The 24566-nt window shown below is 52.9% G+C and carries 28 protein-coding genes, 1 tRNA gene and 1 pseudogene; 12 read left to right on the forward strand and 18 right to left on the reverse strand.

The window, feature by feature from the left end; translation table 11 throughout:
- Positions 1-6 precede the first annotated feature (6 nt).
- The 3 genes from traM to NFR47_RS05565 all read left to right on the forward strand — a co-directional run bounded on the left by traM (position 7) and on the right by NFR47_RS05565 (position 2819).
- The gene (gene traM, locus NFR47_RS05555; RefSeq protein WP_251214580.1) at positions 7-1188 is read left to right on the forward strand and encodes a conjugative transposon protein TraM; all 1182 of its coding nucleotides are present in this window, start codon (positions 7-9) and stop codon (positions 1186-1188) included.
- Positions 1189-1191: 3 nt separating this feature from the next.
- Positions 1192-2058: a conjugative transposon protein TraN gene (traN, locus tag NFR47_RS05560; RefSeq protein WP_251214581.1), complete on the forward strand. Its 867-nt coding sequence runs from the start codon at positions 1192-1194 to the stop codon at positions 2056-2058.
- A 71-nt stretch (positions 2059-2129) separates the two neighbouring features.
- Positions 2130-2819 (forward strand): RipA family octameric membrane protein, encoded by a 690-nt coding sequence (locus NFR47_RS05565; RefSeq protein ID WP_251214582.1) that lies wholly within the window; start codon positions 2130-2132, stop codon positions 2817-2819.
- A gap of 37 nt (positions 2820-2856) precedes the next feature.
- Here the strand turns inward: NFR47_RS05565 and NFR47_RS05570 are convergent.
- From NFR47_RS05570 to NFR47_RS05595, 6 genes and pseudogenes are all read right to left on the reverse strand, one after another.
- A pseudogene (locus NFR47_RS05570) lies at positions 2857-3130 on the reverse strand (HU family DNA-binding protein).
- A 66-nt stretch (positions 3131-3196) separates the two neighbouring features.
- Positions 3197-3487 carry a DUF4120 family protein gene (locus NFR47_RS05575; protein ID WP_251214583.1) on the reverse strand — a complete coding sequence of 97 codons (291 nt, stop codon included), beginning with the start codon at positions 3485-3487 and terminating at the stop codon, positions 3197-3199.
- A gap of 47 nt (positions 3488-3534) precedes the next feature.
- Positions 3535-4221: a hypothetical protein gene (locus tag NFR47_RS05580; protein WP_251214584.1), complete on the reverse strand. Its 687-nt coding sequence runs from the start codon at positions 4219-4221 to the stop codon at positions 3535-3537.
- Complete coding sequence (locus tag NFR47_RS05585; RefSeq protein WP_251214585.1) at positions 4218-4577, reverse strand: hypothetical protein; 360 nt, start codon at positions 4575-4577, stop codon at positions 4218-4220. Before NFR47_RS05585 ends, NFR47_RS05580 begins: the two co-directional genes overlap by 4 nt.
- A gap of 66 nt (positions 4578-4643) precedes the next feature.
- Positions 4644-5615: an ArdC family protein gene (locus NFR47_RS05590; protein ID WP_251214586.1), complete on the reverse strand. Its 972-nt coding sequence runs from the start codon at positions 5613-5615 to the stop codon at positions 4644-4646.
- A 65-nt stretch (positions 5616-5680) separates the two neighbouring features.
- Positions 5681-7504 carry a ParB/RepB/Spo0J family partition protein gene (locus NFR47_RS05595; protein WP_251214587.1) on the reverse strand — a complete coding sequence of 608 codons (1824 nt, stop codon included), beginning with the start codon at positions 7502-7504 and terminating at the stop codon, positions 5681-5683.
- A 552-nt stretch (positions 7505-8056) separates the two neighbouring features.
- On the opposite strand from NFR47_RS05595, the gene NFR47_RS05600 reads away from it, so the two are divergent.
- Positions 8057-9802 carry an SIR2 family protein gene (locus NFR47_RS05600; RefSeq protein WP_251214588.1) on the forward strand — a complete coding sequence of 582 codons (1746 nt, stop codon included), beginning with the start codon at positions 8057-8059 and terminating at the stop codon, positions 9800-9802.
- Positions 9803-9806: 4 nt separating this feature from the next.
- On the opposite strand, the gene NFR47_RS05605 is transcribed toward NFR47_RS05600, so the two are convergent.
- From NFR47_RS05605 to NFR47_RS05640, 8 genes are all read right to left on the reverse strand, one after another.
- Positions 9807-11066 carry a Y-family DNA polymerase gene (locus tag NFR47_RS05605; RefSeq protein ID WP_251214589.1) on the reverse strand — a complete coding sequence of 420 codons (1260 nt, stop codon included), beginning with the start codon at positions 11064-11066 and terminating at the stop codon, positions 9807-9809.
- A 2-nt stretch (positions 11067-11068) separates the two neighbouring features.
- Positions 11069-11506 (reverse strand): LexA family protein, encoded by a 438-nt coding sequence (locus NFR47_RS05610; protein WP_251214590.1) that lies wholly within the window; start codon positions 11504-11506, stop codon positions 11069-11071.
- 120 nt (positions 11507-11626) lie between these two features.
- A complete protein-coding gene (locus NFR47_RS05615) occupies positions 11627-11932 on the reverse strand; it encodes a hypothetical protein (RefSeq protein ID WP_251214591.1) in 306 nt (101 codons plus the stop codon).
- The gene (locus NFR47_RS05620) at positions 11919-12146 is read right to left on the reverse strand and encodes a hypothetical protein (protein ID WP_251214592.1); all 228 of its coding nucleotides are present in this window, start codon (positions 12144-12146) and stop codon (positions 11919-11921) included. Before NFR47_RS05620 ends, NFR47_RS05615 begins: the two co-directional genes overlap by 14 nt.
- 21 nt (positions 12147-12167) lie before the next feature.
- Positions 12168-12842: a hypothetical protein gene (locus tag NFR47_RS05625; RefSeq protein ID WP_251214593.1), complete on the reverse strand. Its 675-nt coding sequence runs from the start codon at positions 12840-12842 to the stop codon at positions 12168-12170.
- The gene (locus NFR47_RS05630) at positions 12839-13042 is read right to left on the reverse strand and encodes a hypothetical protein (RefSeq protein ID WP_251214594.1); all 204 of its coding nucleotides are present in this window, start codon (positions 13040-13042) and stop codon (positions 12839-12841) included. Before NFR47_RS05630 ends, NFR47_RS05625 begins: the two co-directional genes overlap by 4 nt.
- Positions 13043-13304: 262 nt before the next feature.
- Complete coding sequence (locus NFR47_RS05635; protein WP_251214595.1) at positions 13305-13646, reverse strand: hypothetical protein; 342 nt, start codon at positions 13644-13646, stop codon at positions 13305-13307.
- A 7-nt stretch (positions 13647-13653) separates the two neighbouring features.
- Entirely contained in the window at positions 13654-13941 is a 288-nt protein-coding gene (locus tag NFR47_RS05640) for a helix-turn-helix domain-containing protein (RefSeq protein WP_251214596.1), read from the reverse strand.
- A gap of 379 nt (positions 13942-14320) precedes the next feature.
- Between NFR47_RS05640 and NFR47_RS05645 the strand changes: the two genes are divergently transcribed.
- From NFR47_RS05645 to NFR47_RS05655, 3 genes are read left to right on the forward strand one after another with little or no spacing between them, the layout of a single operon-like run.
- Positions 14321-15787, forward strand: a complete 1467-nt coding sequence (locus NFR47_RS05645; protein WP_251214597.1) for a GNAT family N-acetyltransferase — start codon at positions 14321-14323, stop codon at positions 15785-15787.
- The gene (locus tag NFR47_RS05650; RefSeq protein ID WP_251214598.1) at positions 15777-16193 is read left to right on the forward strand and encodes an ASCH domain-containing protein; all 417 of its coding nucleotides are present in this window, start codon (positions 15777-15779) and stop codon (positions 16191-16193) included. Before NFR47_RS05645 ends, NFR47_RS05650 begins: the two co-directional genes overlap by 11 nt.
- A 7-nt stretch (positions 16194-16200) precedes the next feature.
- Positions 16201-17301: a Fic family protein gene (locus NFR47_RS05655; protein WP_251214599.1), complete on the forward strand. Its 1101-nt coding sequence runs from the start codon at positions 16201-16203 to the stop codon at positions 17299-17301.
- 268 nt (positions 17302-17569) lie between these two features.
- Here the strand turns inward: NFR47_RS05655 and NFR47_RS05660 are convergent, their stop codons facing one another.
- Both NFR47_RS05660 and NFR47_RS05665 read right to left on the reverse strand, forming a co-directional pair.
- Positions 17570-18163, reverse strand: coding sequence for an ORF6N domain-containing protein (locus NFR47_RS05660; protein WP_251214600.1), 594 nt, complete (start codon positions 18161-18163; stop codon positions 17570-17572).
- Between the two features lie 1290 nt (positions 18164-19453).
- Positions 19454-19535, reverse strand: a tRNA-Leu gene (locus NFR47_RS05665).
- Between the two features lie 345 nt (positions 19536-19880).
- Between NFR47_RS05665 and NFR47_RS05670 the strand changes: the two genes are divergently transcribed.
- From NFR47_RS05670 to NFR47_RS05690, 5 genes are read left to right on the forward strand one after another with little or no spacing between them, the layout of a single operon-like run.
- Positions 19881-20819: a hypothetical protein gene (locus NFR47_RS05670; protein WP_251214601.1), complete on the forward strand. Its 939-nt coding sequence runs from the start codon at positions 19881-19883 to the stop codon at positions 20817-20819.
- 10 nt (positions 20820-20829) lie between these two features.
- Positions 20830-21207 (forward strand): VOC family protein, encoded by a 378-nt coding sequence (locus tag NFR47_RS05675; protein ID WP_251214602.1) that lies wholly within the window; start codon positions 20830-20832, stop codon positions 21205-21207.
- A 7-nt stretch (positions 21208-21214) separates the two neighbouring features.
- Positions 21215-21796 carry an L-threonylcarbamoyladenylate synthase gene (locus tag NFR47_RS05680; RefSeq protein ID WP_251214603.1) on the forward strand — a complete coding sequence of 194 codons (582 nt, stop codon included), beginning with the start codon at positions 21215-21217 and terminating at the stop codon, positions 21794-21796.
- Positions 21796-22191, forward strand: a complete 396-nt coding sequence (locus NFR47_RS05685) for an acyl-CoA thioesterase (RefSeq protein ID WP_251214604.1) — start codon at positions 21796-21798, stop codon at positions 22189-22191. Before NFR47_RS05680 ends, NFR47_RS05685 begins: the two co-directional genes overlap by 1 nt.
- A gap of 21 nt (positions 22192-22212) precedes the next feature.
- Complete coding sequence (locus tag NFR47_RS05690) at positions 22213-23139, forward strand: DMT family transporter (protein ID WP_251214605.1); 927 nt, start codon at positions 22213-22215, stop codon at positions 23137-23139.
- 87 nt (positions 23140-23226) lie between these two features.
- On the opposite strand, the gene NFR47_RS05695 is transcribed toward NFR47_RS05690, so the two are convergent.
- Positions 23227-23478: a helix-turn-helix transcriptional regulator gene (locus NFR47_RS05695; protein WP_251214606.1), complete on the reverse strand. Its 252-nt coding sequence runs from the start codon at positions 23476-23478 to the stop codon at positions 23227-23229.
- A gap of 195 nt (positions 23479-23673) precedes the next feature.
- Complete coding sequence (locus tag NFR47_RS08535; RefSeq protein ID WP_301186900.1) at positions 23674-23925, reverse strand: helix-turn-helix domain-containing protein; 252 nt, start codon at positions 23923-23925, stop codon at positions 23674-23676.
- Positions 23926-24566: the final 641 nt, after the last annotated feature.

Genomic DNA, 24566 nt, shown 5'->3' on the forward strand with positions numbered 1-24566 from the left:
ATCGCAATGGAAGAAGAAAAGAAGAACCCCGCCGCCGACTTCGAGCGGCAGCGCCGGCAGAAAGTCCTGCTCTTCTCGGCCGTGCTGGGCAGCCTGTTTCTGGTCGTCCTGTGGCTGATATTCCGTCCGACGCCCGCGCAGCAGGCGGAGGGCGCGGGCGGCATCAACGTCACCGTGCCCGACGGCAAGGCGCAGGCCATCGAGGGCAGCAAGCAGAAAGCCGTGGAGCGGGTCCGCACGGAGGAGGCGCACAGCGCGCGTCTCTCGACGCTCGGCGACAACACCTTCTCGCTGCTCGACGACGGGCTGCAAGCCGCGGAGCAGCCTCCGGCCGACAATCCCGCACAGCGGGCCGAGGCGGCCAACCGCGCCATGCAGGCGCAGGTGCAGGACTTCTACCGCGCGCCGCAGCGCAACGCCGAGGTCGACGCGCTCGAGGAGCAGGTCGCAGCCCTGCAAGCGCAGCTCGACGCCGAGCGGCGGCAGCCCGATGCGCTGGAGCTGGCCGAGCAGCAGTACCGGCTGGCACAGAAGTACCTCGGGGGCGGCGACGCGGCAGAGCCGGAGCCGAAAAAAGACAAGACCCGCAAGTCGGTCATGCGTCCCGTGCGTGATGGCGGGCTGCGGGCCTCGACGCTCGATCCCTCGTTCGACCTCTCGGCCGAGCGCAACGTCGGGTTCATCACGGCTGGCCGGGACGAGGCGCCGCGCGCCGCACCGACCGTCCGGGCCTGCATCGCCGAGACGCAGGTCGTGCGCGTGGGCGGCACCGTGCGGCTGCGGCTGTCGGAGCCTGTGCGCATCGACGGCATCGTCATACCGCGCAACACGCCGCTCTACGGGCAGGCGACCATCGACAACGCCCGGCTGCGGGTCGTCGTGTCGAGCATCGAATATGCGGGGCATATCTTCGCCGTGGAGGCTGTCGCCTACGACACGGACGGCCAGCCGGGGCTGAACGTCCCCAACTCGAAGGAGCGCGCGGCCATGAAGGAGGCGCTGGCCTCCATCGGCCAGACCGTCGGGACGAGCATCAACGTCACTCGCTCGGCCGGGCAGCAGATCGTCTCCGACCTCTCGCGCGGAGCCTTGCAGGCTTCGTCCCGCTACGTTGCCGAGAAGCTCAAAGAGATCAAGGTGACGCTCAAAGCCAACCACCAAGTGTTGTTACTATCCAAAGAACAATAAGCCATGAAACGAACCCTCTTTTATCCGGCCCTGCTGACGGGGCTGGTCATCGTGCAGAGCGCCGCGGCCGCCATCGAGCGCGACACCCCGCAGCCGATTCGGCCCGTTCGGATCGAGGTCGGCTACACCAAGACCGTACATCTGCTCTTCCCCGCACCCGTGACCTACATCGACATCGGCTCGATGGACCTCCTCGCCGGCAAGGCTGACGGAGCCGAGAACGTCGTGCGCGTGAAGGCCGCAGTGCGGGACTTCGCCACCGAAACGAACCTCACCGTCATCACCGAAGACGGAGGCTTCTACACCTTCGATGCGTGCTATGCCGAGAATCCGGCCGTCTCGACGCTCGAAATCCCGGCATCCGACCCCTCGGCCGCAAACGAGGCTTCGGCCGAAGGACGGGTGCTGTTGCAGGAAGTCGGGCGCGAGAAGCCCGCGACGGTGAAACGGATGCTGTCGGACATCTACCGGCAGAACCGGCAGGACCTGAAAGGCATCCGCTCCAAAAAATACGGCATCGAGGTCGAGGTGCGCGGCATCTACATCTCCGGCGACGTGATCTACGTCCACACGCAGATTCGCAACGAGACGAACATTTCGTTCGAGGTGGACTGTCGCCGATTCGTCGTCGCTGACCGCAAGCTGGCCAAGCGCACGGCGCAGCAGCGGCAGCCGTTCGACATCATCCGGGCCTGCAACGATCCGGCAATCGTCCGGGGGCGCCAGCAGCAGCGGGCGGTCTTCGCCCTGCCGAAGCTGACCCTTTCGGCCGACAAGGTCCTGCTGCTCGAAATCGTCGAGAGGAATGGCGCACGGCATCAGACCGTCGAGATCGGCGCAAAAGAACTATTGACGGCGAAAGTGTTGTAATAGTTCTGACGACCTAATTTGTATATTAGGTCGTTTTTTCATATTTTTGAAAAACTTTTCATACTCAAACAATGATGAAAGACATTTTCAATAAAGAATCGTATTTTACAGAATTTTCCAAATGGAACAGTGGTTCTAAAGTGGATTCATTTCCTAATGATAAACTTTGCGAGATTGCTCTTGCAACAAGGAATTTTGAAATCGAGCTGTATTGGAAACGAACGACATATTATTGGGCATTTTGTGCTGCAATAATTGCTGCATTTGCTTTGGTATATACTAAATCTGATGCCTCTCTTGCAACATTTACCATATTAGCTGTTCTTGCAATGTGTGGAACTATATTTTCGTTAGGATGGTATCTTGCAAATCGAGGAAGTAAATATTGGCAGGAAAACTGGGAAGACCATATTGGAATACTTATAAATGAACATTATGGACCCATATTTAAGATATTAAAATATCCCAATCAAATTAAGATTTGGGGGTTGGGAGGCTATCCGTTTTCCGTATCCAAAATTAATCAAATTACAAGCGGCACAATGACATTTGTTTGGATAGTACTATTTATATTCTCATTGTGTAAAATATGCGATTGTAAGTTTTTATGGCTTAAAGACCATCCTGCCGTTATCGTAATATCATTTATTATCTTGTTATTAGCTATAACTATAGTTTTATTTCGCCAAGCCGAATCAGGACATTGGAAAGCGTATTCAAAGCAAAAAGAGAAAAAGCCTCTTTTTTATAAATATGAATAAATGGATAAGTCCCGCTTTTTAGGCGGGACTTATCCATTTATTGAAGTTCCGATCTAAACTCGGGCGAAGGTTTGAACGTGGGCACGTCGTGCGCCGGGACGATCAGTGTCGTATTCTTAGTGATATTATGGACCGTCTTCTCGGCACGGTGCTTCAGAAAGAACGTTCCGAGGCGACGCAAGTAGACATTCTCGCCGGCGACCAGCGACGTGCGCACCTGCTCCATGAACTCCTCCACGACGGCTGCGACCGTCACGCCCTCAATGCCGGGTAGTCTTGGCCACCTCTTTTACAATTTCCTGCTTTGTCATCGTCGGATCATTTTTTCGATACAAAAATATGGAAACTGCCGCTAATTTGCAATCTCCGCACCGCTGTTACGTATGCGTCTGCCAGCGGTCCTCGCGGTTCATGGTGTAGCACCCCGACCGGTCGGGCATGCCGTGGTAGACCAGCCCACCGACGATACCCAGCGTGCCGTCTGGGTAACGCTGTTTGAACAGAACCGAATAAGGGGCGAAGTCCCTGTACAATTCGATTTCGCAGGGCCGGCGGGAGTTTTGCTCCCATGATTTCAGTTTGGCCAGACACGCTTGCAGGGATTCATCCCCAAGTTCTTTTGCATAACGCACTACCTCGTCGTAGTGTTCCTGACACATGATTTTCATAATGAGATAATTCGGGTTTTGGAATGATGGTATTCGGCAGATAGCCTCTATTTCAGTTTCTCCGTCAAATGGTCGATCAGCCGGCTGCAACCGTCCACCGAGGGTATGCGTGTTCCACGGCCGCCGCCCCTGCATAGGATTTGGGTTCGGGACAGCTCTTTGATTCGGGTTCGTAAGGTCCCGAGCGTCCGGGGGTGGATTTCGACCCCATGCTTGCGGCACAGGCCGACGAAGTGTTCCGCCGGGATGAACCCGCCGCGTCGAAAAGCCTCTTCCGCGCGCTGCACCTGCTCCTGCCGCGCTCGCCCGGCCTGCTCGGCTTGCGCGAGCTTCCGCTCCCGGTCTGCCGCCTCGCGTAATCGGCGCATCTGATCGCGGTGCTCCTTGAGCGGCCGCGCGTCCCATCCCAGCGCCTCGTATGCCGCGACGTAGGTCAGGGGAATCCATTGCTTTTGCGCAATCCGCTTCTGCATGGCCGCCCGCAGGTTGCGGGCCTCGTCCTCGACGGCCGCAAGGTGCTCCTTGTCGAACGCCGCGTTTCTCGACAGAAACTCCGCGACGAAACAAATCCCGTCGACACGCTCGACGATGGCGATGTTGTCCCGCCCTTCGTGCTTCTCGTCTTTGTCCTCCACATACCAGCCGACGTGCTTGCCGATGAAGGTTACCTCCTTATAGGTCGCGACGATCTTATCGTCGCGATCCGCTGCATAGTGCAATACTTTTGCTTTCATTCTATGTTGATGTTTTGCAGATAGTTATCCGCTATGTATTTCATTCGCTGCTTTCGATACGCGTCGTCTCCCGAACAGCGCAGGTACTCCGGATACGAATCGACCTGCTCCGCTTGTCTGTAGCGTTCGATGGCCCGGGCGAAGCGTCCGTCGTGGTGCTGCTGCCAGATGCCCTGAAAGAAGAGCCACAGAAGCTCCTCTTCCAATGCCTTCAGCCCCTTTTCACGGTAGAGGGCGGTCAGCGGTTCGATCTCCAGTGTGCGGAACTCCAGCGGCCGGAGGTTGTTCGATGCCCGTTCGATAATGACCCGGTCGTCCTGGGTGATGCCGATGAATTTGATAATCAGATGGCTCATAATGCAAATGATAAGGTCCCGCGACAGCGATGCCGCGGGACCGGTTGATAAACAGTTTTCGGACGCCTATGCCGCCGCGGCGTAGGGTTCCCGGCGCGTGTCCGGCTCGATGCGGTCGATAATCATCCGCGCGGCCTTGTTCACGTCGACGAGGATGTCGAACAGATAGGTCGGCTCCTCTTTGAGCTGCGTGAGCCAGTGCTTCAGATAGGCGGCGTTCTCGGCCCTCGGTGCGACCGAGAAGCCCAGTATCGCGCCGCACAGGGCCGAGGTCAGCTCGGCCACCAGCTCCTCGCGGGCATAGGCCGAATCCCCGATAAACAGGTGCGCAGGCCGGTTCAGTCGGGCAGGATGCCCCGTGCTGTGGGCGACCTCGTGTAGCAGCGTGTCGTAGAAATCCACGCCCGAGGGAAACTGCCGCCTGAGCGGGCAGACGATCTTGTCGAGCATGCGGCTGTAGAACGCTTTGTTGCTGTATTCCAGTTCGATGGGGCAGAGCCATCCCTCCGCCTCCAGCAGGGCGTCGATGCCTGCGCAGACGAAGCCGTCGGAGCGGTCCTCCGGCTCTGCCGTTTTCGTGAGTTCCGCATAGCGAGCGGGGTCCGCCTCCGCCATGTCGGTCTGGTCGATATTGAAGACCGTATAGTAGCGCAGAATCGGCCGCAGGTCGTATTGCAGCTTCTCGGTCGTGGAGAGCTGCCGGTAGACCTCCATGTCGATCTGCTTGCGCGTCTCCTTGTGGCGGATGTACATTTTCCAGAAGTAGATCGGAAAGGCCGATTGGCCCGGGCGGATGCTCAGCCCGTTCTCCTTCGCCTGCTTGAAGGTCATGAATACGGGAGCGCGGAAGGCCTCCAGCTCGGTCAGCATCGCCAGCAGCAGGATGTTGCCCGCACGGTACGGGGTCCCGCGCAGGTTGCGCGGCAGCCCCGACGTGTCGGCGACCCACGGCTGGTGCCACTCCTCGGTCAGGGTCTCTATCTTTCGAATCATCAGCTCCGTCAGTCGCGGAGCGATCGTCTCAATGGTCTTGTTCATGGTCGTGGAAATGGGACGGGGCAACCTTGTCGATTGCCCCGTCGGTTAAACATCTGATTGGCCGCCTATGCGGCTGCCGGAAGCTCGGCGTGCGCCGGTCGCAGACTAAAGTCGAAGTCGATCTCCGGCTCTAACGGTACTACCGCAGGCTCGTAGACGGCCGGCTCCTCGTCGGGCGCGGCTTCGGGAATCTCGGCCGGCTCGGAATCGGTCGCGGCCTCCAGCGACGCGCGCAGCTCCCGCTCGCGCTCCAGCGCATCGAGGGCGTCGATCTGCTCGTCCAGCCGGCTCTTGCGCTTGTCGTACAGCTCCTTGTATTTCTCCATGATCGGCCGGGTCTGCTCGGCGAAATTCATCTCCACGAACTCGCACAGCAGCCGCGTGTCGAGCGTCTCGTCCGTACAGTTGTAGTCGGGAGCCGTCTGGCACAGGAACCTCACGATGAACTGCCGCATGAGGGCCGCCCGCTGCTTCTCTGTCGGTCGGCCGGCTGCGGCGTAGCGCTCTTCGCGTGTCACCAGCCCTTTCGATTCCGTCTTGAAACCGCATTGCAGCACCTGCCGGTCGCCGAGTTGGCGCATCACCGCGTAGTGGAACAGCTGCGTCTCCGACTTGGCCAGCGGCTTGTTGGAGACCTTCACCTCCCGAAGCATCTTTTTCAGATCGCCCGTGATGCGCTCGTAGCAGAGCTGCCGGTTGCGGTGGTCCTTCCGCAGCAGCCCCTCGCGCGGCGATTCGGGAACCCGTGTGACGAGGACCGTGCGGTCGCCCCTCAGCGTCTGCTCCCCGTCGTTTTGCCCCGCGGCTTCGGCGTAGAGAATCGCCACGTCGAGGGCGCCGATCACGGCGTATTTCAGGATGCGACCTTCGGAAATCCCAAACTCCAGCTCGCGGCTCTCCTCCTCGAAGACTTCGAGCGCCTGCTGGTAGCGGGCCATCGCGTCGTTGTACGTCTTGATCTCGTCGAACGCCTCCGGCGCGGGCGGCGTCGGCTGCTGCGGCCCCGACGTCATTTCATAGTACGAATACTCCAGCGGCTCCACATGATAGCCCTCTTCGAGCAGCGCTTCGATGACCGAAGCCGGGGCATCGTCGTCGCCCGCGATGACGGTGCGCGGGTCGTTGTGCTGGAGGTCGATGGCCTTCTGCGTGAGAAATGCCTCGTTCTTGCGGATCAGACACTCCATGTTCTGGCACCCGGCGCAGCCGTCCGTGCAGTCGCGGAACAGCACCTGATTGGCCGTGTTGCTCATGCAGCTCCGGCACTCCGACTTGTCGAAGCGGTAGGTATCGAGCTGTGTCATGTAACGCTGGTAGAGCCGCCGCGCGACCTCCTTGATGCGGGCGTTCTTCCACGAAGAGCGGCAGCTCTCCGAGAAGTGCTCGTCGAAGACCTCCTGCTGGATCTTGTCGTCGTACTTGGCGATCTCGATGGCGACGCCCACCGAAATCTCCTCCCGGTCGAGCAGCTCGGCCAGCGGGTCGATCAGCGCGCAGAGCTTCAGCCGCGAGCGGATGTAGGCCTCCGACTTGCCGAACTTCCCGACGAGCGACTCGACCGTATGCCGGCCCGAATCCAACGCCCGGCTGTAGGCCGCAGCCTCTTCGAGCGGCTTGACGTCCTCGCGTTGCAGGTTTTCCGTGATGGCGGCGTCCTCGGCCTCCGCGTCGCTCAGCTCGCGGACCACGACCGGAATCATCTTCAGCCCCGCGCGCTCGGCAGCCCAGTAACGGCGCTCGCCGTAGACGATCTCGAACTCCTCGTCCTTAGGCCGCACGCAGATGGGCTGGAGCACGCCGACCTGCGCGATGCTGTCCGCAAGCTCCTGCAACGACTCTTCACTGAAACTCTTGCGCGGGTTGAACGAACTATTGACGATTTTCTCCATATCGAGGAGTAGCACAGGGTACGGCTGCGGGGCAGTGCTCGCTGCGTGCTCCGAACCCGAAGCTGCCGGAACCGTTTCGGCCGGTCGCTCGACCCGGTGCTCCGGCTCCGCCGAATGCTGCTCGGGCTTCGGAAGGGGTGCCCCGACCGGCTGCTCTGCGGCGACCTTGCGCGCCTTCTCTTTCTTCGACCGTTCCGATTTCACTTGTGCGATTTGCATAACACATAACAGTTTTTACCGTGTGTCTCACGTTTCAACTCCTGCACAAATTCTATTATTCGTCGTGCAGGAAATTATCGAATATGTTATGAGGGCTTACTCCCGAACGGGTCGGTTGCCTCGGGGAGAAAAACAGGTGCGCGACGGCGGCGCAGCGGCGGAAAAATACCGCAGCGCGCAACGCGCCGAGGATGATTTTTTCGCCCGCAGCCGGCGAGGGGTGCCCGACACCCCGGGCGCGCACCTATCTTCCCCGAGGGCAACCGAGGAGGGGATAATAAATCAATGGAAAATCAGAAAAGAATGATTACTTTTACTGAAAAATAAGATAAAATGAACTCTTCGATACTTACAACACTTGCGTTTTCGATCTACTCGAACAAAGGAGCCTATGCCCTGCTTTTGGGGGCCGGGATATCCAAAGCCTCCGGATTGCCGTCCGGTTGGGACATCGTAACCGATTTGCTGAAAAAGTTGGCCGCGCAGAATCATGTATCCGATAGCGATAATCTGGAAGAGTGGTTTAGAGAAAAGTACGGCTGTCCGGTCGGTTATTCATCGGTTTTAGAGAAATTCGTGAAAACTCAAACCGAGCGTGTTGGCCTCATGAAACCCTACTTTGAACCGAATGGGAAAGAGCAGTCTAAACCGACCAAAGCACACTACGCCATTGCCAAACTGGCAAAAAAGGGTTATATAAGAGTTGTTCTGACAACGAACTTCGATCGTTTATTGGAAACCGCACTCCAAGAAGAGGGAATAACACCCCAAGTCATCTATTTCGAGGATGATATTAAAGGTGCGACGCCGCTGGTGCATAGCGATCTTACGATTGTAAAAATCAACGGAGACTATTTGGATTGCCGATTCCGAAACACAGAGGATGAGTTGGATAACTATTCTGCCGAAATGTCGGAATATCTCCGCCGCATTTTCGACGATTTCGGATTGATAACATGCGGATGGTCCGCCCAGTGGGACCGAGGATTGGTCAATATTATGCGCAACTCTGACAATTTTCGGTATGCTTCGTATTTCAGTTATGTCGGAGAACTCCCGGAAGGACTTCGCGATATAGCCCAATACCGCAAAGGGAATACTGTTCCTATCGAAGGTGCGGATAGTTTTTTCTCCGAATTATACGAGCGGGTCGATGCGCTTGACAGATGCGATTCCGACCATCCGTTGACTAAAGATATTGCTATTGCCCGAATCAAAAAATATATCGCTGATCCCAATGGAGTGATTCAATACACAGATTTGTTCGAACAGGAGGCGCAGGCCGCATTCGAGAAGATCGCAAAAGAATTGAACTACAATCATTTCGATAAAAAGACATTCGACAAGTTCAATGAACTGCATTTCGATGCCATCGAAAAACTGATGCCGATGTGCATTACGGCGGTGCGGTGGGCCAAACCCGAACATGAAGAAGCAATCGTTAATGCCATTATCCGCTTATCCTCCGGATTACCGACAATATGTAATTATTCGGAAGATGCGATAAAACTACAAAAGCTGGCTTCGCTATACCTGATGTACGTAGTCGGAATTTCCTGTATTCTCTATGAAAAGTATTCATTGCTTGATAAGGTTTTTCATATCAAAGTGCCAACAAAATACGGGAAGGAATTTCTAATCAAGGAAGTGAATTGCAATTTGTGGACTGATGATAACACAATCAATCCCATCCTTTACGGAAGTCAACGACGCTATAGTCCTTTCAGCATTTTTATCGAGAAACAATTAAAACAGACCTTTGCGCATCTTTTCACCGACTCGCGAGACTACGAATGTACATTCGATATTTTTGAGTATTTTTTAGGGATCAATTATTGCCATATAGTTGGAATGTTCTGCGGCCATTATTGGGTTCCGACGGGGATATTCGACAGGCGGTCAATACGACGAAACTATACCTATCCGAATAATCCTTTCGATACATTTCTTTCCGCAGCATCTGCCAATGAGCATAATTGGGCTCCTATAAAGCAAGGCATGTTCAACGGAGAATATTCAGTTTACCAAGAGGCCAAGCAACATGCAGATGAATTCCTGAAAGAAAACAGAAGACCTTGATAGGCTAACTCTTTACTTTTATAATCTGCCGCCAGTCCGTCGTATATCGTTGCGACAGGTGGTTCTGGTTCATCTTGAACGGCTCGAAGCCCTCGGCCGCTGTCCCGAGCCTGTGGCGCCCGAACTTGTCGTTGAGCGCATCGACCGCCTCCATCAGGCGGTCGTGCTTCGTGCGGTCCGTGTCATCGAACAGATCGGCCTGGATGCCGCTTTTCGGCCGCAGGTCCGAGAGTATTACTCCGGCTCGTTTGTAGGCAAAGCCCGGCCGGAAAATCCGGCGCAGCAGCCGCACCGCATGCGATGTCAGCTCCAGCGTGCTGTCGGTCGGAACAGATAATTTCTCCAGCCCGTTTTCGTAGTGCTGCGGCAGATACTCCTTGTGGCGGTTGGTGAGAATGAAGACGTTGATCTCCCCGCAAAGGCTTCGCTGCCTGCGCAGCTTCTCGGCGCATGAAGCAACGTATTGGGCGATACGGTGGTGCAGCTCTTCGTAGTCGTCGATGTCGCGGTCGAATGTGCGGGTCGTGGCGATCTGCTTCTTGTCGGCGGGGAACTCCTCGAAGCCGATGCAAGGCTCTCCCCGCAGTTCGCTCCACATGCGCAGGCCCACCACGTGCATGCGTTGCCGGACCCACGCCTGCGGCAGCTGCGTGAAGTCCCACGCCGTTTTCACCCCGTTCTTTTCGAGCAGCTGTGCCCATCGGCGCCCGACGCCCCATACGTCGTCGATGGGAAACCGCCTCAACACTTTCTCAATGTCCTCGGGGCGGTGCATGTAGCAGCAGCCGTTCAGCTTCGGATACTGCTTGCAGAGCTTCGATGCGATCTTGGCCAGCGTCTTGGTCGGCGCGATACCGATGCTGACCGGGATGCCGGTGTGCCGGCGTATCGTGCGGGCCAGCCCGTGCCCGAGTTCGTCGAGACGGCTTTCATCGACACTTGTCAGGTCCAGAAACGCCTCGTCGATGGAGTAGACCTCGATGGCGAGCACCGATTTTCGGAGCAGTGACATGACCCGGCGCGACATATCGCCGTAGAGCGCGAAGTTCGCCGAGAAGACCGCTACCGCCTCGCGCCCGATCAGCTCCCTTAATTGATAGTAGGGCTGCCCCATCTTTATCCCGAGCCGTTTGGCTTCATTCGAGCGGGCGATGACACAGCCGTCGTTGTTCGACAGCACGACGACCGGACGACCTTCGAGCGAGGGGTCGAACACCCGCTCGCACGAGGCGTAGAAGTTGTTGCAGTCGCACAGCCCGTACATTCTCAGACCTGTTTGAGGACCCAGCGCACGACGCCCCAGACCGAAAACTCCTCGTCGGGACCGATCTCGATGGCGGGATAATTCGGATTGGCCGGAACGAGCCGGATGCGCCCGGGTTCGATGCGTACGCGCTTGAGCGTGAACTCCCCGTCGATAAAGGCGACGGCCAGACAGCCGTCATAAGGTTCGGCGGCTTTGTCTACGACGAGGATGTCGCCCTCGACGATCCCTTCGCCCATCATCGAATCGCCCTCGACACGGGCGAAGAACGTGGCTTCGGGGTGCTTGATGACCAGGTTGTTCAGGTCGAGCGACCCTTCGAGGAAATCTTCGGCCGGCGAAGGAAAACCCGCATGGACCGGGCTTTCGGCCAAAGGGATCCGGGCCGGAGAGTCGGTCTCGGGCCGGAAGATTTTCAGTATTTTCGGATCGGACGGCATGATGCTTTTTTCTTATGCGGAGCAAAAACCGGGCCTGCGAATCCGTTGATAATTTTAGGCTTACGGAACCGATGCCGGAGCCTTGCCATAGGCTGGCGGCTCGATGCGCCGCCTTACGCCCTACGAAGCGGCCGCCACAGCTTCATCCGCATTGTCGGCAAGCAGCGCATCTTGGTGCGGTGCGACCATGTAAATCTCTCTCGTAGCATTGCCGCCATTGTCTTCAACCGACAAATCCTCAAGCGTATCGTATAATATTTCAGCGTTACCGACGCAGATCGTTTCGTCGTCGACGGTATGAACATCATTCTGAATGATCGAACCGGCCTTTGCAATAGCTTCTTCCCGGCTTCGGGCCTCCACCGTAAAAAGCGTCCGCTCCCAGACCGTATATTTTCGGTCCTGATAAAAATCATAACGTGCCATCACTTTTGTCTTTTATGGATAAAACCCGCATATCGGGCCGAATAGGAAACTCCCAATCCGGGCATGCTATAACGTCAAGGGCCGTATGGATATCCCCGCCGAGCGTCAGCCCGCATTGATTAGAAACCATACGGGCAGCATCCGCTTCGGATGCCGCCCGTACAACATAATGTCCGTCGAAAGTATATCGGACCTTCACTTCGAATCGTTTCATGAATCGCTTTTTTCGGAAAATCTAATTCGCCGCTTCGGATTTGCCGGGCAGCTCCGATTCATAGGGGCGCGCCATCTCCAGAAATGCATCGAGCGAATGACCGAAGCGCAACAACCTGATGTTTTCAGAAACCCCCGTGCGCTCGACCTGGAACGAGTAACTGAGGCCATAGCGTTCGATGGTTCCGGATTGCCGGTCCTTGCCCCAAAGCACATCCGGAATCTGCTCCAGTCGGGCGATATGCGCGCGAATCGCCCGTACGTTTTCCTCATTGATCCGTTCCAGATTCCGATAGTACTGCGTCTGATATTCGACCCACTCCTCGACCTTGCGTTTCGAGAGTTTCCCGATCCGCTGAGGCTCGACGAGGCCCTCGTGTGCTTTCATCCTGGAATAGTTGTCGGTATATTGCAGATCATCGTCATTGCAGCACAATATCCGGTATGTGTTTTTCGGGTAAGTTTGTTTGGATACGCTGAAAAGAATCATGTTTCTTACGAAACAGATTCTCACGCTGTCCAAATAGTTGGTGAGGTCTGTCTCGTCGTGATAGACACGGAACTGTAAGGTAGCGTCAGCAATAAATGGCAAGACCTCTTCCATTAGCGGCTGAATGTCCCGTATTGTTCGTTCCGCCTGGTCGCTGTTCGTAAGAATGAGGTCGTCGAAGAGCGTCTGGTCGATCCACTTCATCATCGCGCAGCTACCTGCCCGCGGCAGGATTCGTTTTCCCGCAGGTGGTCGTTCGACAAAGGACGCAGAATCGTACACTCCGCATTCGGTTTTCGCAGAAAGCATTTGATCTTGACGACAGCCTCCACTCCGTCCCGGGCCAGCGTCTTGAAGCGGTAGTCGGAATAGCCCGCCACCGCAATCTCGAATTTTCGAGTTTTCATGGTCGTACATGTTTTGATTAAACAATCTCCCGACCATGCACTGCGACAGTGAACGGTCGGCTTCGGGGCGAGCACGTGCGACCGGCGACACCGGCAAAATCTTTTCCGTGCAATACGACCCGCAGGGGTGGAGATTGTGCGGAAAAGATTTTGTAAGGTGTATCGGAGCCGGTCGCTACATTGCCCCGAGGGCCGACCGTCGCTGCGGACCCATGTCTATAATGAAAACATCCCGAAGCTGATCTCCGGGATGGCCTACTGACTAATGGACCGTAACCTTCGGGATATTGCGCAGCACCCGCTGAATCTTGCGCTGGTTGAGTTTGCACGACAGCGCAACCAAGTCGTAGGCATTGTAGAGGAACTGCCGCCCGACGACCCGGGCACGGATCGTCCGCTTGCGGCGGCATTGCTCCAACGTCTCGGGGTTCAGGCCGAGCACCTCGCAGGCCGACTTGGCCGACAGAAACAGCGGGTATCGGCTCTGACTGCAAAGATACTCGAACAGCAGCACACTCTGGCTCATCATGAATTGAGTTTTCAGCAGCTCCTCCATTCGTTCGACGCCGATCAGGACATAAGCCTCTTTTTTCTTCTCTTCCATAGCGATATTATTTATTGTGTTTGTTTTGCTTCCTCGACCGCTGAATGAAGTCGTCCACTTCGGATTGCAGATACATTCTTCGGCGGCCGATGGTGAAGCCGACCAGCTCGCCGCTCTCGCGCAACCGCCGCACCTGCCGCTCGCTCTGTTTGAGCATCTCGCACACTTCGGGGAACTCCAGCATCGGGTCGCCCATCAGGACGTTCTGCCGGGTGCGGAGCGTGCGCACGTCTTCCAGAATTTCCATCACGATATTCAGAATCCGGTTAATCTGTTCGTCTCTGTTCTCGTTCATACTTTGCAATTTTTGATAGTGCAAAGATGGAGGACAAAAAAACGGGCATCATAGAATTCAATGTTTTCCATGACGCCCGATTGTTTATCAGCAATTTACAGCGAGTATTTGTCGGCAATTCGGTCGTTGACTCGGTTTATTGCCTCGTCGATCATACTTTCCGTGACTTTTAATAATCCGTATGATAACAAATTGATTCAATCCGACAGATGTTCATGCTCTATTTATTGAGATTTCAAGGATGCTTACAAATCAAGCACTCTCACTTGAGACGTCGAGGCTAAATTCCTGTTTTTTGTTACCTTTGTAAATATTACAATAAATAAATGATGACGGCATATTACTGAACTGTTATTGTCTTCTTTAGATAAAGAGCGAAATGAATATACTTTTAGACACAAATATTATCATTCCATTGGAAGATACGAGTAAAATACTCGATTCTTCCTTTGCCGAACTGCGGAAACTCTCCGCAGAGCAGCATCATTGTCTGTATATTCATCCGATGCAACTTGAAGATATTAACCGAGATAAGAATCCGGAAAGACGGAAAATCGTATTATCTCGGTTAAAGCAATATTCACAAATAGAGAATCCTCCGATTCTTTCCGATCAAGAATGCAATGAACTCGGTTTGTCGCAATCTAACGATAACGACAGAGTAGATAACAACGTTTTATTCGCTTTATATCGGGGTGCAGTGCACCTTCTTGTTACAAACGACGAAGGCATTTACCGAAAAGCCGCGAAAATTGGATTGCAGGATAAAGTATATCGGTTGGGACAATGTTTACTTCTACTCCAGCGATATACGACAGAAGCATTTGTATTCGATTACACCGGTGTAAAAGAGCGTTTTCTATATGAAATAGATAAAAACCAGCCATTCTTCGAATCTTTACGACAGTCGTATGACGGTTTTGACAAATGGTTTCAGAAATGCGCAGAAGACAAGCGGAAATGCTGGTGCATCGAAGACGGAACCGGCAACATCGTAGCAATCTGCATCTACAAACACGAGCAGGATACACCGCTGACTGATAACGGAGACATTATTCCCGGTCGCATTTTGAAACTTTGCACGTTTAAGGTTGATCCAAAAGCTCGTGGGAAGAAGTTGGGGGAACGCCTTTTATATATCGCATTCGATTACTGCGTAAAGAACGATTTGGATTGGGTTTACTTACATACGTTTGGAGAAGAACAGAAAACACTCGTAGGTTTGTGTACCGACTACGGTTTTTCCTTTCTTGGCAAATATAAACAAGACGATGTTTATATCAAACCGATGAAATTAAGGGATGATAATTGCGACAGTCTGGAATCTCTGATAAAATATTATCCTTACTTCAAGGATAATGAATCCGTTCAGAAATTCATTATTCCCATCCAACCGCAATTTCACGAAGACCTATTTCCGGACTTCAGTAGCATGAAAGGCTCTTTGTTCGAAAAAGATCAATCGTTGTATTCTTGTCAAGGCAACACAATCAAAAAAGCGTATTTGTGCCATTCCAAAATCAAAACGATTCGTAAAGGGGATATTATCCTATTTTACCGAAGCAAAGACCGAAAATCCATACAATGTATGGGAATCGTCGAAGATGTTCTGTTTTCAGAAAACATCGACGAAGTATTCCCAGCAATCGCCAAAAGAACGGTATATAAATATTCGGACATACAAAATATTTTGGAGAAGCAGACTTTAGTAATCCTATTCCGGTATAAAGCACTCGATAAACAAATATCCAATCAAAGCCTTGTTGATGCGGGTGTAAAAGGATATATACAAAGCATACGACAGATTAGTAACGAACAATATTCAGCATTGGTACATGAAAACTGAAACAATAATATTATCCATTCATCCAAATCATATTGAAAAAATACTATCAGGAGAGAAGCGATACGAATATCGCAAGCGTATTCCCACGGATATACGATACATTGTCGTATACGCAACGGCTCCGATTAAAATGATTGTCGCTTTTATCGAAATCGATTCGGTCATCAAAGGAACCCCGAAAGAAGTTTGGAAAAGGACAAAAAATCATGCGGGAATATCCGAAGATTTCTTTATGCACTATTTTGCGAATTATCAAGATTCCTATGCGATTAAAATCAAAACCGTACACAAGTTGTTATCGCCGAAACCGCTAACCGATTTGAAAGATCAGATTTGTGCACCACAATCCTACACGTATCTCAGAGAATCGATGATAGAACTCTATCATAAATTAGGAATTAAATGACTGCGACATGATTAGTTTCGACGAATATATACGCCAAGGTGAACCGCAAAAGCGAGAGAAAGGCTATGCTTGGCAAACCGCTATCGGTTTGCAGGCGGTCGATGGCTTGAAGCCTTCCGATTACCTTATCGAGACCGCCTGCAAAGATATCGAGGGCGAAATTACGATTGACGAAGCCGAACAGCTTATTCGGAGTTACTATCAGTCGAAAGATTCGCATACGCCGGAAGATATCGAAAAGCACGAAGCAGATACGGCTTCGACTAATATTCGTCGGCTCCTTACCGAGAAGACCTTCGCCTTTACGCTTGTCGGGCTAATATCAATTCATCGTCGGATCTTCGACGGTATATTCAAATTCGCAGGGCAGATTCGTGATTATAACATCACCAAAAAAGAATGGGTGCTACGCGGAGACACTGTGTTGTATGTTTCCACTCACGATATTCGCAAGGCGATTGAATACGATTTGGAGCAGGAGCGTCTGTTTGATTATTCCAAAGTGGATAGAAACGGGCTTGTGAGCCATATCGCTCAATTCGTATCGGGATTGTGGCAAATCCATCCGTTCGGAGAAGGAAATACCCGGACTGCAGCTGTGTTCACGATTCTTTACCTCCGTTCAATGGGCTTCGATGTAACGAACGACTTGTTCGCCAATCACTCGTGGTATTTTCGTAATGCTTTGGTACGCGCCAATTACCAAAACATACAAAAAGGCATCATGCGTAACTCCGAGTATTTGGAGCGCTTTTTCCGCAATCTGTTATTGGGCGAGAACAACGAGTTACGGAATCGGTATATGGTTGTCAATGCTCCCGAAAAGCTGGTTGCAGAGCCGACGCGGTATATTGACCGTACAAGTACCGAACAACCTACCGAACAAGTTCTCACTTTATTGTTTGCCTTATCAAACAAGCAATTATCGCTGAAAGAGCTAATGGCAAAGGTCGGTTTGAAGCATCGTCCGACATTTTTAGAGAATTATATAAATCCTGCTTTCGAGGCCGGCATCCTCAAGGTGTTATATCCCGATAAACCGAATCACCCGAGACAGAAATATTTGCTGACAGCAAAAGGGCTGGCGTTGTATAATGAAATAAAATAGTTGAAATTAGCTTAATTATTCATATGTGCTTTTGATATAAAAGCGAATTTTATTTTTGCGATAAAATTTGTATCTTTGTATTGACCAAGTGCAACGCAGGGTAAAACGATGCAAATCGGCTGTGGCCTATTCGGTGTATTTTGATTTGGGAGTATTTGTAAGATTCTGATATAAATGGATTTGAATTGTAAGTTCATTTCCCTCTCTCTCCGCCAGCGAATCGGATTCCGATGAGGTTGCAAGCAGTGGTTTGCAACCTTTTTTGTTTTCACTCCTCCTCTCCGGTTTTGTACCCGATGGCCCGGCGGGGTTTTCGAGCCTGGGGTACCTTGACTGACAAAGCCGCAATCGCTTCGTAGATATTGTCCAGTTCCTTGCGCATGTCTTCCGAAAGGTCGTTCACGGCTTCGGTATTGTCTTCGTCATTGCGTTCCAGAAGCGCCAGCTTCGCCCGGATTTCCGCAAGTTCAGCCGTCATGGTTGTGGTCGTCATAATGTAGTTGCGCATCGCTACGAATGCACGCATGATTGCAATATTAATATCCACGGCAACTTTACTGCGCAATATACCCGAAAGCATGGCTACACCTTCCTCTGTAAATGCGAACATTTCCGTAGAGCCGATATTGTAGTCCGGGGATATCACATTTTGTGATCTCCCAGTGACTATCAAATAATTAGCTTCATCAGAAGTCAGTCGGAGCATGAAATCTTCGGGAAAATGTTCGATGTTGCGCCGTACCGCTTGCTTGAGCGTGCGGGTTTCGACTTGATAAAGTGCTGCAAGGTCAAAATCGAGCATGACGCGCTGGCCGCGGATTTCATAGATTTTGTTTTGGATGGCGGTAAGTTGGGGGTTCATTGTGCCGGGACGGAATATGTTTTCACAAATTCAAATATAACGAAAAGTCCGGCAATAAAACAAAAAGGCGGAAAGAAATCAGTTTCTTTCCGCCTCGGAAGTTGCGTCGTGTGTTACTTTTTGGAAATAATTTTTGCAGTCAAAGCAAGAACTTTTGCCTGCGGTTCAAAATAACGAAACGGAAAATTGCCGATATGTCATTCTGAACTGGAAGTAAAGATATATATTATTTTTCGTATTCCATATTATGGAAAAATTCTTCCAATGTCACTTCGTAAAAATTGCATAATACAGTCAAAAGTATAACCGTAATATTTGTAGTTCCGATTTCATACAGCCCGACATTCACTCCGGTTTGATCGGTAACCACTTCTTGGGTATAACCACGATCGGTTCGGAGCTGTTTCAACCGGGCCGCGATTGAGTGCAATAACTTATCGTTTGTATGCTTCACTCAATATTTTTTACAAAGAACACTCCGAAACCGCCATTTTTATCCCTATGAATTCGTAGGAATAGAATATTTTTTCCTATATTTGCACCGAAATCATATAACGAACATGGATTTTATGCTAAATTTGCGAGAGAATAGTTCGGCTTAGCCGACGGACATAACGACATAAAGGGTAAACAACTCTTTATACCTTGCAGCAAACATAGGAACCTCTCTTGGGAGGGTTTGGATCGGGTATAAAAGTTGTCAGTCCTTGTTATGTCCCGCTTATTCTATGGCGGGACACGACAGGGGCGCAGGACAGCTTTCCGATTCGGGTTTCCTATGACCTGCTGTAAGGGGCTGACACCGCGCCCTTTTTTGTTTTCGTGGGCGTTGAGTGTTCAACACAAGCTAATTGCGGCTGCAACATATTGTGGAATAAATTTAAGGGCGGCCGGGACCGTCGCACCCCGCCCTGGTTTTTTAAGACTGCCTGCCGAATAACTGATAATATATAACTTGCCCCACGACCGCCGGGTTTCGGGTGCGGAGAAACGGAGCCCCGGAGGTTGAGTTGCGTCACATCCCAGCAACGTTTTTTTTGCTCCGCACCCATTTTTAACAATTACACCAACAACAACCTCCGATGTTCATTCTTAATCTCTATCTCTGCGACAAAGCCATCTACGACAGAATGAACAAAGGACCGGAGCACAAGGACCCCCAAACCCTTGTGCTTCGCTGTTTTATACGGTCAATTTTCTTCCCGGATAGTTAGGACGTTTCTTTCCATAGTAGCCCCAAACTAAAAAACGACCGGGTGTCTTCCCGGCCGTTCACATAATTAATAATTGTGCGGATAAAGGGACTCGAACCCCCACGCCGTAAGGCATCAGATCCTAAGTCTGACGTGGCTACCAATTACACCATATCCGCATACGGACTGCCGGAACGCGGCCTGCCCGCATGCAAAGATAACGCAAGGCGAGCGGAATACCAAATTTATTTGACATTCCCGGGGCCGCGGCCTCTCTTTTGAAAAGATAGCACAAAAAATGCAATTCTCCGCTCAAGGCGTGCGGTTTATCCGGTTTTTTGTTTAATTTTGCCGTTGTCAAGTTCCGGTCCGGTGACGCGCGGCGGTGTTAAAGGCAGCGCAGGAAACGGTGTGGCGGCGGCAAGAAGACGGCACGAAAACGGTATAGAACCGAGAAGTGCAGGAATGCGCCCGCACATGCTTCCGCGGCCCGCAAAACCTGACCCTCAAAGCAGTATTGCAGTATGAAAGAGAACAACATGGGATACGATCCTTCCGAGTTCGAGGAGGACGATTACGGGGTTTCGCAGCCCGATGCCGACAAGTCGATCCGCGGTTACCGCATCGTCATCATCATCCTGTCGGTCATCCTGGTGGCTTTGTCCGCACTCTACTTCAGCATCCACCGTCAGCAGATGCTCGACAACCAGCTGCTGCAGGTCGAGCGCGATTCGATTCAGAACGACCTCGGGCGTCTGATGACCGATTTCGACAACCTCCGGATTACGAACGACACCATTTCCGCCAGTCTCAGTTTCGAGCGCGAGCGCGCCGATTCGCTGATGGGGCGGCTCAAGAAGGAGCGTTCGTGGAGCCTGGCCAAAATCAAGCAGTACGAGAAGGAGGTCGGGACCCTGCGGACCATCATGCGCGGTTATATCAAGCAGATAGATTCGCTCAATACGCTCAACAAGCAGCTTATCGAGGAGAATGTTTCGTTCCGCAAGGAGATTTCGTCCGCCAACCTCCGCGCCGACATGGCCGAGGAGAAGGCCGCCGAGCTCAACAACAAGGTGCGCGCCGGGTCGGTCATCCGGGCCCGCGACATCCGGCTCACGGCGCTCAACGACCGTAGCAAGCCCGTTTCGCGTATCAAGAACGCGTCGCGTCTGCGCGTCGATTTCGTCTTGTCCGCCAACGACTTGGCCAGCCCCGGCGAGAAGACCGTCTACGTGCGTATCACGTCGCCCGACGGTTATCTGCTCACCACCGACGCCACGCCTGCGTTCGAGTTCGAGGGCGAGCGGATGCCTTATTCGGCCATGCGTTCGGTCGATTACCAGAACCAGGACCTCGAGGTGGGTATCTACTTCAACAGCTCCGGTTTCACGCCTGGTACTTATCGCATCCAGCTCTATTGCGAGGGGCGGGCCATCGGGTCGGCCGAGGTGATGATGAAATAGCCGTTGCAGGATGGAAATCAGAAGTCGTTTCGACCATTTTAACATTAACGTCACGGACCTCGACCGCAGCCTGGCTTTCTACGGCAAGGCGTTGGGGTTGAGGGAGGTAGGCCGCAAGCAGGCTGCCGACGGCAGTTTCACGCTGGTCTACCTCGGCGACGGCGAAACCGGGTTCCGGCTTGAGCTTACGTGGCTGCGCGACCATTCGGGGCCTTACGAGCTCGGTGAAAACGAGAGCCACCTGTGTCTGCGCGTCGCGGGCGATTACGAGGCTGTGCGGGCTTTCCACCGCGAAATGGGCTGCATCTGCTTCGAGAACCACGACATGGGGCTCTACTTCATCGCCGACCCCGACGATTACTGGATCGAAATCCTGCCTTTCAAATAGTTTCGCCATGCAGCAGTCCAACGCCATGCAGCAGGAGGTCGCCGAGGCGGTCCGGGTCCTGCGCGCGGGGGGTGTCATTCTCTATCCCACCGACACGGTCTGGGGGTTGGGGTGCGATGCTACCAACGCCGAAGCCGTGGCCAAGATTTACCGTCTCAAGCAGTCCGACAACAAGAAGTCCATGTTGGTGCTCTGCGCTTCGGCCGACATGGTCGTGCGCTATGTCGACCGGGCTCCCGGCATCGCTTTCGAGGTCATGGAGTTGGCCACCAAGCCCCTCACGCTGATTTTGCCGGGCGCCGTCGGCGTCGCGCCGAACCTCGTTCCCGACGAGGGTACGCTCGGCGTGCGGGTTCCCGACCACGAATTCTGCCGGCAGCTGCTCCGGGCTTTCGGGCGTCCGGTCGTCTCGACTTCCGCCAACATCTCCGGCCATGAGGCTCCCGCCGGTTTGCAGGAGGTCGCCCGCGAGTTGGTCGAGGGGGTCGATTTCGTCGTCAATCCCCGTTTCGAGGGCAAACCCACCCGCAAGGCTTCGTCGATCATCGCGTTCGGCGAGGGCGGCGAGGTCCGAATTATCCGCGACTGATGGCACGCGTTCTCGAAACTCCCGTCCAGCAGCGTTTTTCGGACATCGACCCGTTCATGCACGTCAACAACGTCGCGCAGCAGGCTTATTTCGACGTCGGCAAGGTCGATTTCTATCGCAAGGTGCTCGGCGCCGAGGTCTTGTTGGGCGATTTGCGCATCGTCACCGTTTCGACTTCCACTTCCTACATCGGGCAGGTCCGGTTGTACGACGACGTGCGCGTGCTGACCACCTGCGAGAAAGTCGGCAACAAAAGCATCACCCTTTTCCAGCGGCTTGTCGTCGGCGGGCAGACCCTTTCCGAAAGCCGTTCCGTCATGGTCGTCTTCAGTTTCGCCCGGCAGTCCGGCGAGCCCGTGCCCGCAGCGTGGCGCGAAAGTCTGTTGTCGGAATAGGGCCTTTCTTTGCGTCGGTTCATGGACATCAGTAAGTTCAAAGGCCATGCGGCCCTGTGGGTCGCCAATATCGTCTGGGGGCTCAACGCTCCCATTTGCAAGGGCGTGCTCGTCTCGGGGCAGAATCCCGGCGGGGTCAATCCGTTTGCGCTCAGCGTCTTCCGCATGGTCGGGGCCTGCCTGCTCTTTTGGGCCGTTTCGGCGTTCCTGCCCCGCGAGCGGGTCGCGCCGCGCGACGTGCTGATGTTGCTGTTCGCTTCGGTTTTCGGCATCCAGCTCAACCAAATGCTCTTTTTGTGGGGCTTGTCGCTCACTTCGCCCATTGATTCGTCCATCATCGCCACCATCGTTCCCGTCCTCACCATGATTTTGGCCATGTTCTTCCTCCGCGAGCCCATCACGTGGCTCAAGTCGGGCGGGGTCGCGCTGGGTTGTTTCGGGGCTCTGTTGCTGGTCTATGTCAGCCAGCACGGCGCGGGGCAGACGTCCAGCATCGTCGGCGATTTCCTTTGCATCGTCAGCGCCGTCAGCTACGCCGTTTACCTCACGGCGTTCCGCAATACCATCGTCCGTTATTCGCCCGTCACCACCATGAAATGGATGTTCCTTTTCGCCGCTGCGGTGTCGGTCGCCGTCTATTTCCGGCCTTTGTCCGAGGTCGACTATGCCGCTCTTTCGCCGCGGACCTGGGGCGGTATCGGTTACGTGGTCGTCTGCTCGACATTCCTTTCCTATTTCATGGTCCCCATCGGGCAGCGTTATCTGAGACCTACGGTGGTTTCCATCTACAATTACGTGCAGCCCGTCGTCGCCGTGGCGTTCACCATCGCCGTAGGGTTGGATTCGTTCGGTCTTTCCAAGGCTGCCGCCGCGTTGTGCGTCTTCGCCGGGGTTTGGTGCGTCACCCGTTCCAAGTCGCGCGCGCAGTTGGACGCCGAGCGGCAGTAGCCGTCGTGTCGAGGTGTACGAAGCCGCGCCGATACGGTCACAATAAATAAGGCAGAAAGATTTGTCTTTCTGCCTTGGGTGTGTCGGTTATTTTTTCGGAGGATAATTTATCGGAGCAAAAAAATCGCTGAGCGAAATTCCATAAAATTCGCATATTTTGAGAATCGACATCAGTGTAGGGACTTTGTGTCCGACTTCGTAGCTGTTGATACTCAAATGCACCTGTTCGATAAGATATTCTTGGGTATGACCGTGTTCATTGCGCAGCTCCTTGATTCTTTGCGCAATTTTTCCGACAAGTTCTTGGTCGATATAGTAACGGCCCTTTTGCATTTTCATACATATTTGCAAATATGTAAACCGTTTTTATGTGAAACCGTAGCCTTGCGGTTTCCTATTTATGAATACTATTTAGTATGCTCAACCACATATTCTTGCGAATACTTTCTCGCTGAACGCAACTCTTTCAAGCGTTCGGCAATCAGTTCCGTAAGCCTACTATCCCGTCTTTTGGACTGTCCTTTCTTCAAAATATTATTTCTTCAGCGGATAGTCAAAGGAGTCCGTATCGAAAAATTCCCGTAGCGTGATGTTATAGAGTTCGCAGATTTTTCGGATAGACATGATATTAGGAATTTTACGCCCCGCTTCATATCTGTATATATCCGAGTGGGATTGGTCTATCGCCGTTTCTTGGGCAATCTTATGATTTTTGCGTAACTCTTTTATCCGTTCGACTAATTTTTTTGCCAATTCAGGGTCTTTGTAACGGGACTTCCTTTCCATAAATACAAAAAAATCAGTATTTTTATTCAATTATCACGGCCTATTAGCAGGGGGAATAATTATTTTGCTTATATTTGTAGCGAATTAAACTTAGTGACTGCACAAATTATGCTACCTTTGCGGATAAATAGTTCGGCTTAGCCGACGGACATAACGACATAAAGGGTAAACAACTCTTTATACCCTCGTGAACTTGGGACCCTCGAAAGAGGTTGTTAGTGCGGTATAATGGTTGTCAGTCCTTGTTATGTTCCGCTTATTCTATGGCGGGACACGACAGGGGCGCAGGACAGCTTCCGCGCAAAGGTTCCCAAGACCAACGAGGGGTAGCTGACACCGCGCCCCTTTTTGTTTTCGTGGGTGTGAGTGTTCAACACAAGCTAATTGCGGCTGCAGCATATTGTGGAACAAATTTAAGGGCGGCCGGGACCGTCGCACCCCGCCCTGGTTTTTTAATGAATCTTCGATGACTGCCGGAAATTGGTTGTTGAATTATTACACTAATCTCGTAAAGATAGTTTTATTGAATATATAGTTATAGTCTGCGCAAAGTTCCCGCGTAAAACTTGCCCCACGACCGCCGGGTTTCGGGTGCGGAGAAACGGAGCCCCGGAGGTTGAGTTGCGTCACATCCCAGCAAC

The organism is Alistipes muris, assembly GCF_943193205.1.
Classification (GTDB): domain Bacteria; phylum Bacteroidota; class Bacteroidia; order Bacteroidales; family Rikenellaceae; genus Alistipes; species Alistipes muris.

Bases quoted from the DNA above. Each gene is read 5' to 3' on its own strand.
- traM (WP_251214580.1), top strand. From the start codon at position 7: ATGGAAGAAGAAAAGAAGAACCCCGCCGCCGACTTCGAGCGGCAGCGC.
- traN (WP_251214581.1), top strand. From the start codon at position 1,192: ATGAAACGAACCCTCTTTTATCCGGCCCTGCTGACGGGGCTGGTCATC.
- NFR47_RS05565 (WP_251214582.1), top strand. From the start codon at position 2,130: ATGATGAAAGACATTTTCAATAAAGAATCGTATTTTACAGAATTTTCC.
- NFR47_RS05575 (WP_251214583.1), bottom strand. From the start codon at position 3,487: ATGAAAATCATGTGTCAGGAACACTACGACGAGGTAGTGCGTTATGCA.
- NFR47_RS05580 (WP_251214584.1), bottom strand. From the start codon at position 4,221: ATGAAAGCAAAAGTATTGCACTATGCAGCGGATCGCGACGATAAGATC.
- NFR47_RS05585 (WP_251214585.1), bottom strand. From the start codon at position 4,577: ATGAGCCATCTGATTATCAAATTCATCGGCATCACCCAGGACGACCGG.
- NFR47_RS05590 (WP_251214586.1), bottom strand. From the start codon at position 5,615: ATGAACAAGACCATTGAGACGATCGCTCCGCGACTGACGGAGCTGATG.
- NFR47_RS05595 (WP_251214587.1), bottom strand. From the start codon at position 7,504: ATGGAGAAAATCGTCAATAGTTCGTTCAACCCGCGCAAGAGTTTCAGT.
- NFR47_RS05600 (WP_251214588.1), top strand. From the start codon at position 8,057: ATGAACTCTTCGATACTTACAACACTTGCGTTTTCGATCTACTCGAAC.
- NFR47_RS05605 (WP_251214589.1), bottom strand. From the start codon at position 11,066: ATGTACGGGCTGTGCGACTGCAACAACTTCTACGCCTCGTGCGAGCGG.
- NFR47_RS05610 (WP_251214590.1), bottom strand. From the start codon at position 11,506: ATGCCGTCCGATCCGAAAATACTGAAAATCTTCCGGCCCGAGACCGAC.
- NFR47_RS05615 (WP_251214591.1), bottom strand. From the start codon at position 11,932: ATGGCACGTTATGATTTTTATCAGGACCGAAAATATACGGTCTGGGAG.
- NFR47_RS05620 (WP_251214592.1), bottom strand. From the start codon at position 12,146: ATGAAACGATTCGAAGTGAAGGTCCGATATACTTTCGACGGACATTAT.
- NFR47_RS05625 (WP_251214593.1), bottom strand. From the start codon at position 12,842: ATGATGAAGTGGATCGACCAGACGCTCTTCGACGACCTCATTCTTACG.
- NFR47_RS05630 (WP_251214594.1), bottom strand. From the start codon at position 13,042: ATGAAAACTCGAAAATTCGAGATTGCGGTGGCGGGCTATTCCGACTAC.
- NFR47_RS05635 (WP_251214595.1), bottom strand. From the start codon at position 13,646: ATGGAAGAGAAGAAAAAAGAGGCTTATGTCCTGATCGGCGTCGAACGA.
- NFR47_RS05640 (WP_251214596.1), bottom strand. From the start codon at position 13,941: ATGAACGAGAACAGAGACGAACAGATTAACCGGATTCTGAATATCGTG.
- NFR47_RS05645 (WP_251214597.1), top strand. From the start codon at position 14,321: ATGAATATACTTTTAGACACAAATATTATCATTCCATTGGAAGATACG.
- NFR47_RS05650 (WP_251214598.1), top strand. From the start codon at position 15,777: ATGAAAACTGAAACAATAATATTATCCATTCATCCAAATCATATTGAA.
- NFR47_RS05655 (WP_251214599.1), top strand. From the start codon at position 16,201: ATGATTAGTTTCGACGAATATATACGCCAAGGTGAACCGCAAAAGCGA.
- NFR47_RS05660 (WP_251214600.1), bottom strand. From the start codon at position 18,163: ATGAACCCCCAACTTACCGCCATCCAAAACAAAATCTATGAAATCCGC.
- NFR47_RS05670 (WP_251214601.1), top strand. From the start codon at position 19,881: ATGAAAGAGAACAACATGGGATACGATCCTTCCGAGTTCGAGGAGGAC.
- NFR47_RS05675 (WP_251214602.1), top strand. From the start codon at position 20,830: ATGGAAATCAGAAGTCGTTTCGACCATTTTAACATTAACGTCACGGAC.
- NFR47_RS05680 (WP_251214603.1), top strand. From the start codon at position 21,215: ATGCAGCAGTCCAACGCCATGCAGCAGGAGGTCGCCGAGGCGGTCCGG.
- NFR47_RS05685 (WP_251214604.1), top strand. From the start codon at position 21,796: ATGGCACGCGTTCTCGAAACTCCCGTCCAGCAGCGTTTTTCGGACATC.
- NFR47_RS05690 (WP_251214605.1), top strand. From the start codon at position 22,213: ATGGACATCAGTAAGTTCAAAGGCCATGCGGCCCTGTGGGTCGCCAAT.
- NFR47_RS05695 (WP_251214606.1), bottom strand. From the start codon at position 23,478: ATGAAAATGCAAAAGGGCCGTTACTATATCGACCAAGAACTTGTCGGA.
- NFR47_RS08535 (WP_301186900.1), bottom strand. From the start codon at position 23,925: ATGGAAAGGAAGTCCCGTTACAAAGACCCTGAATTGGCAAAAAAATTA.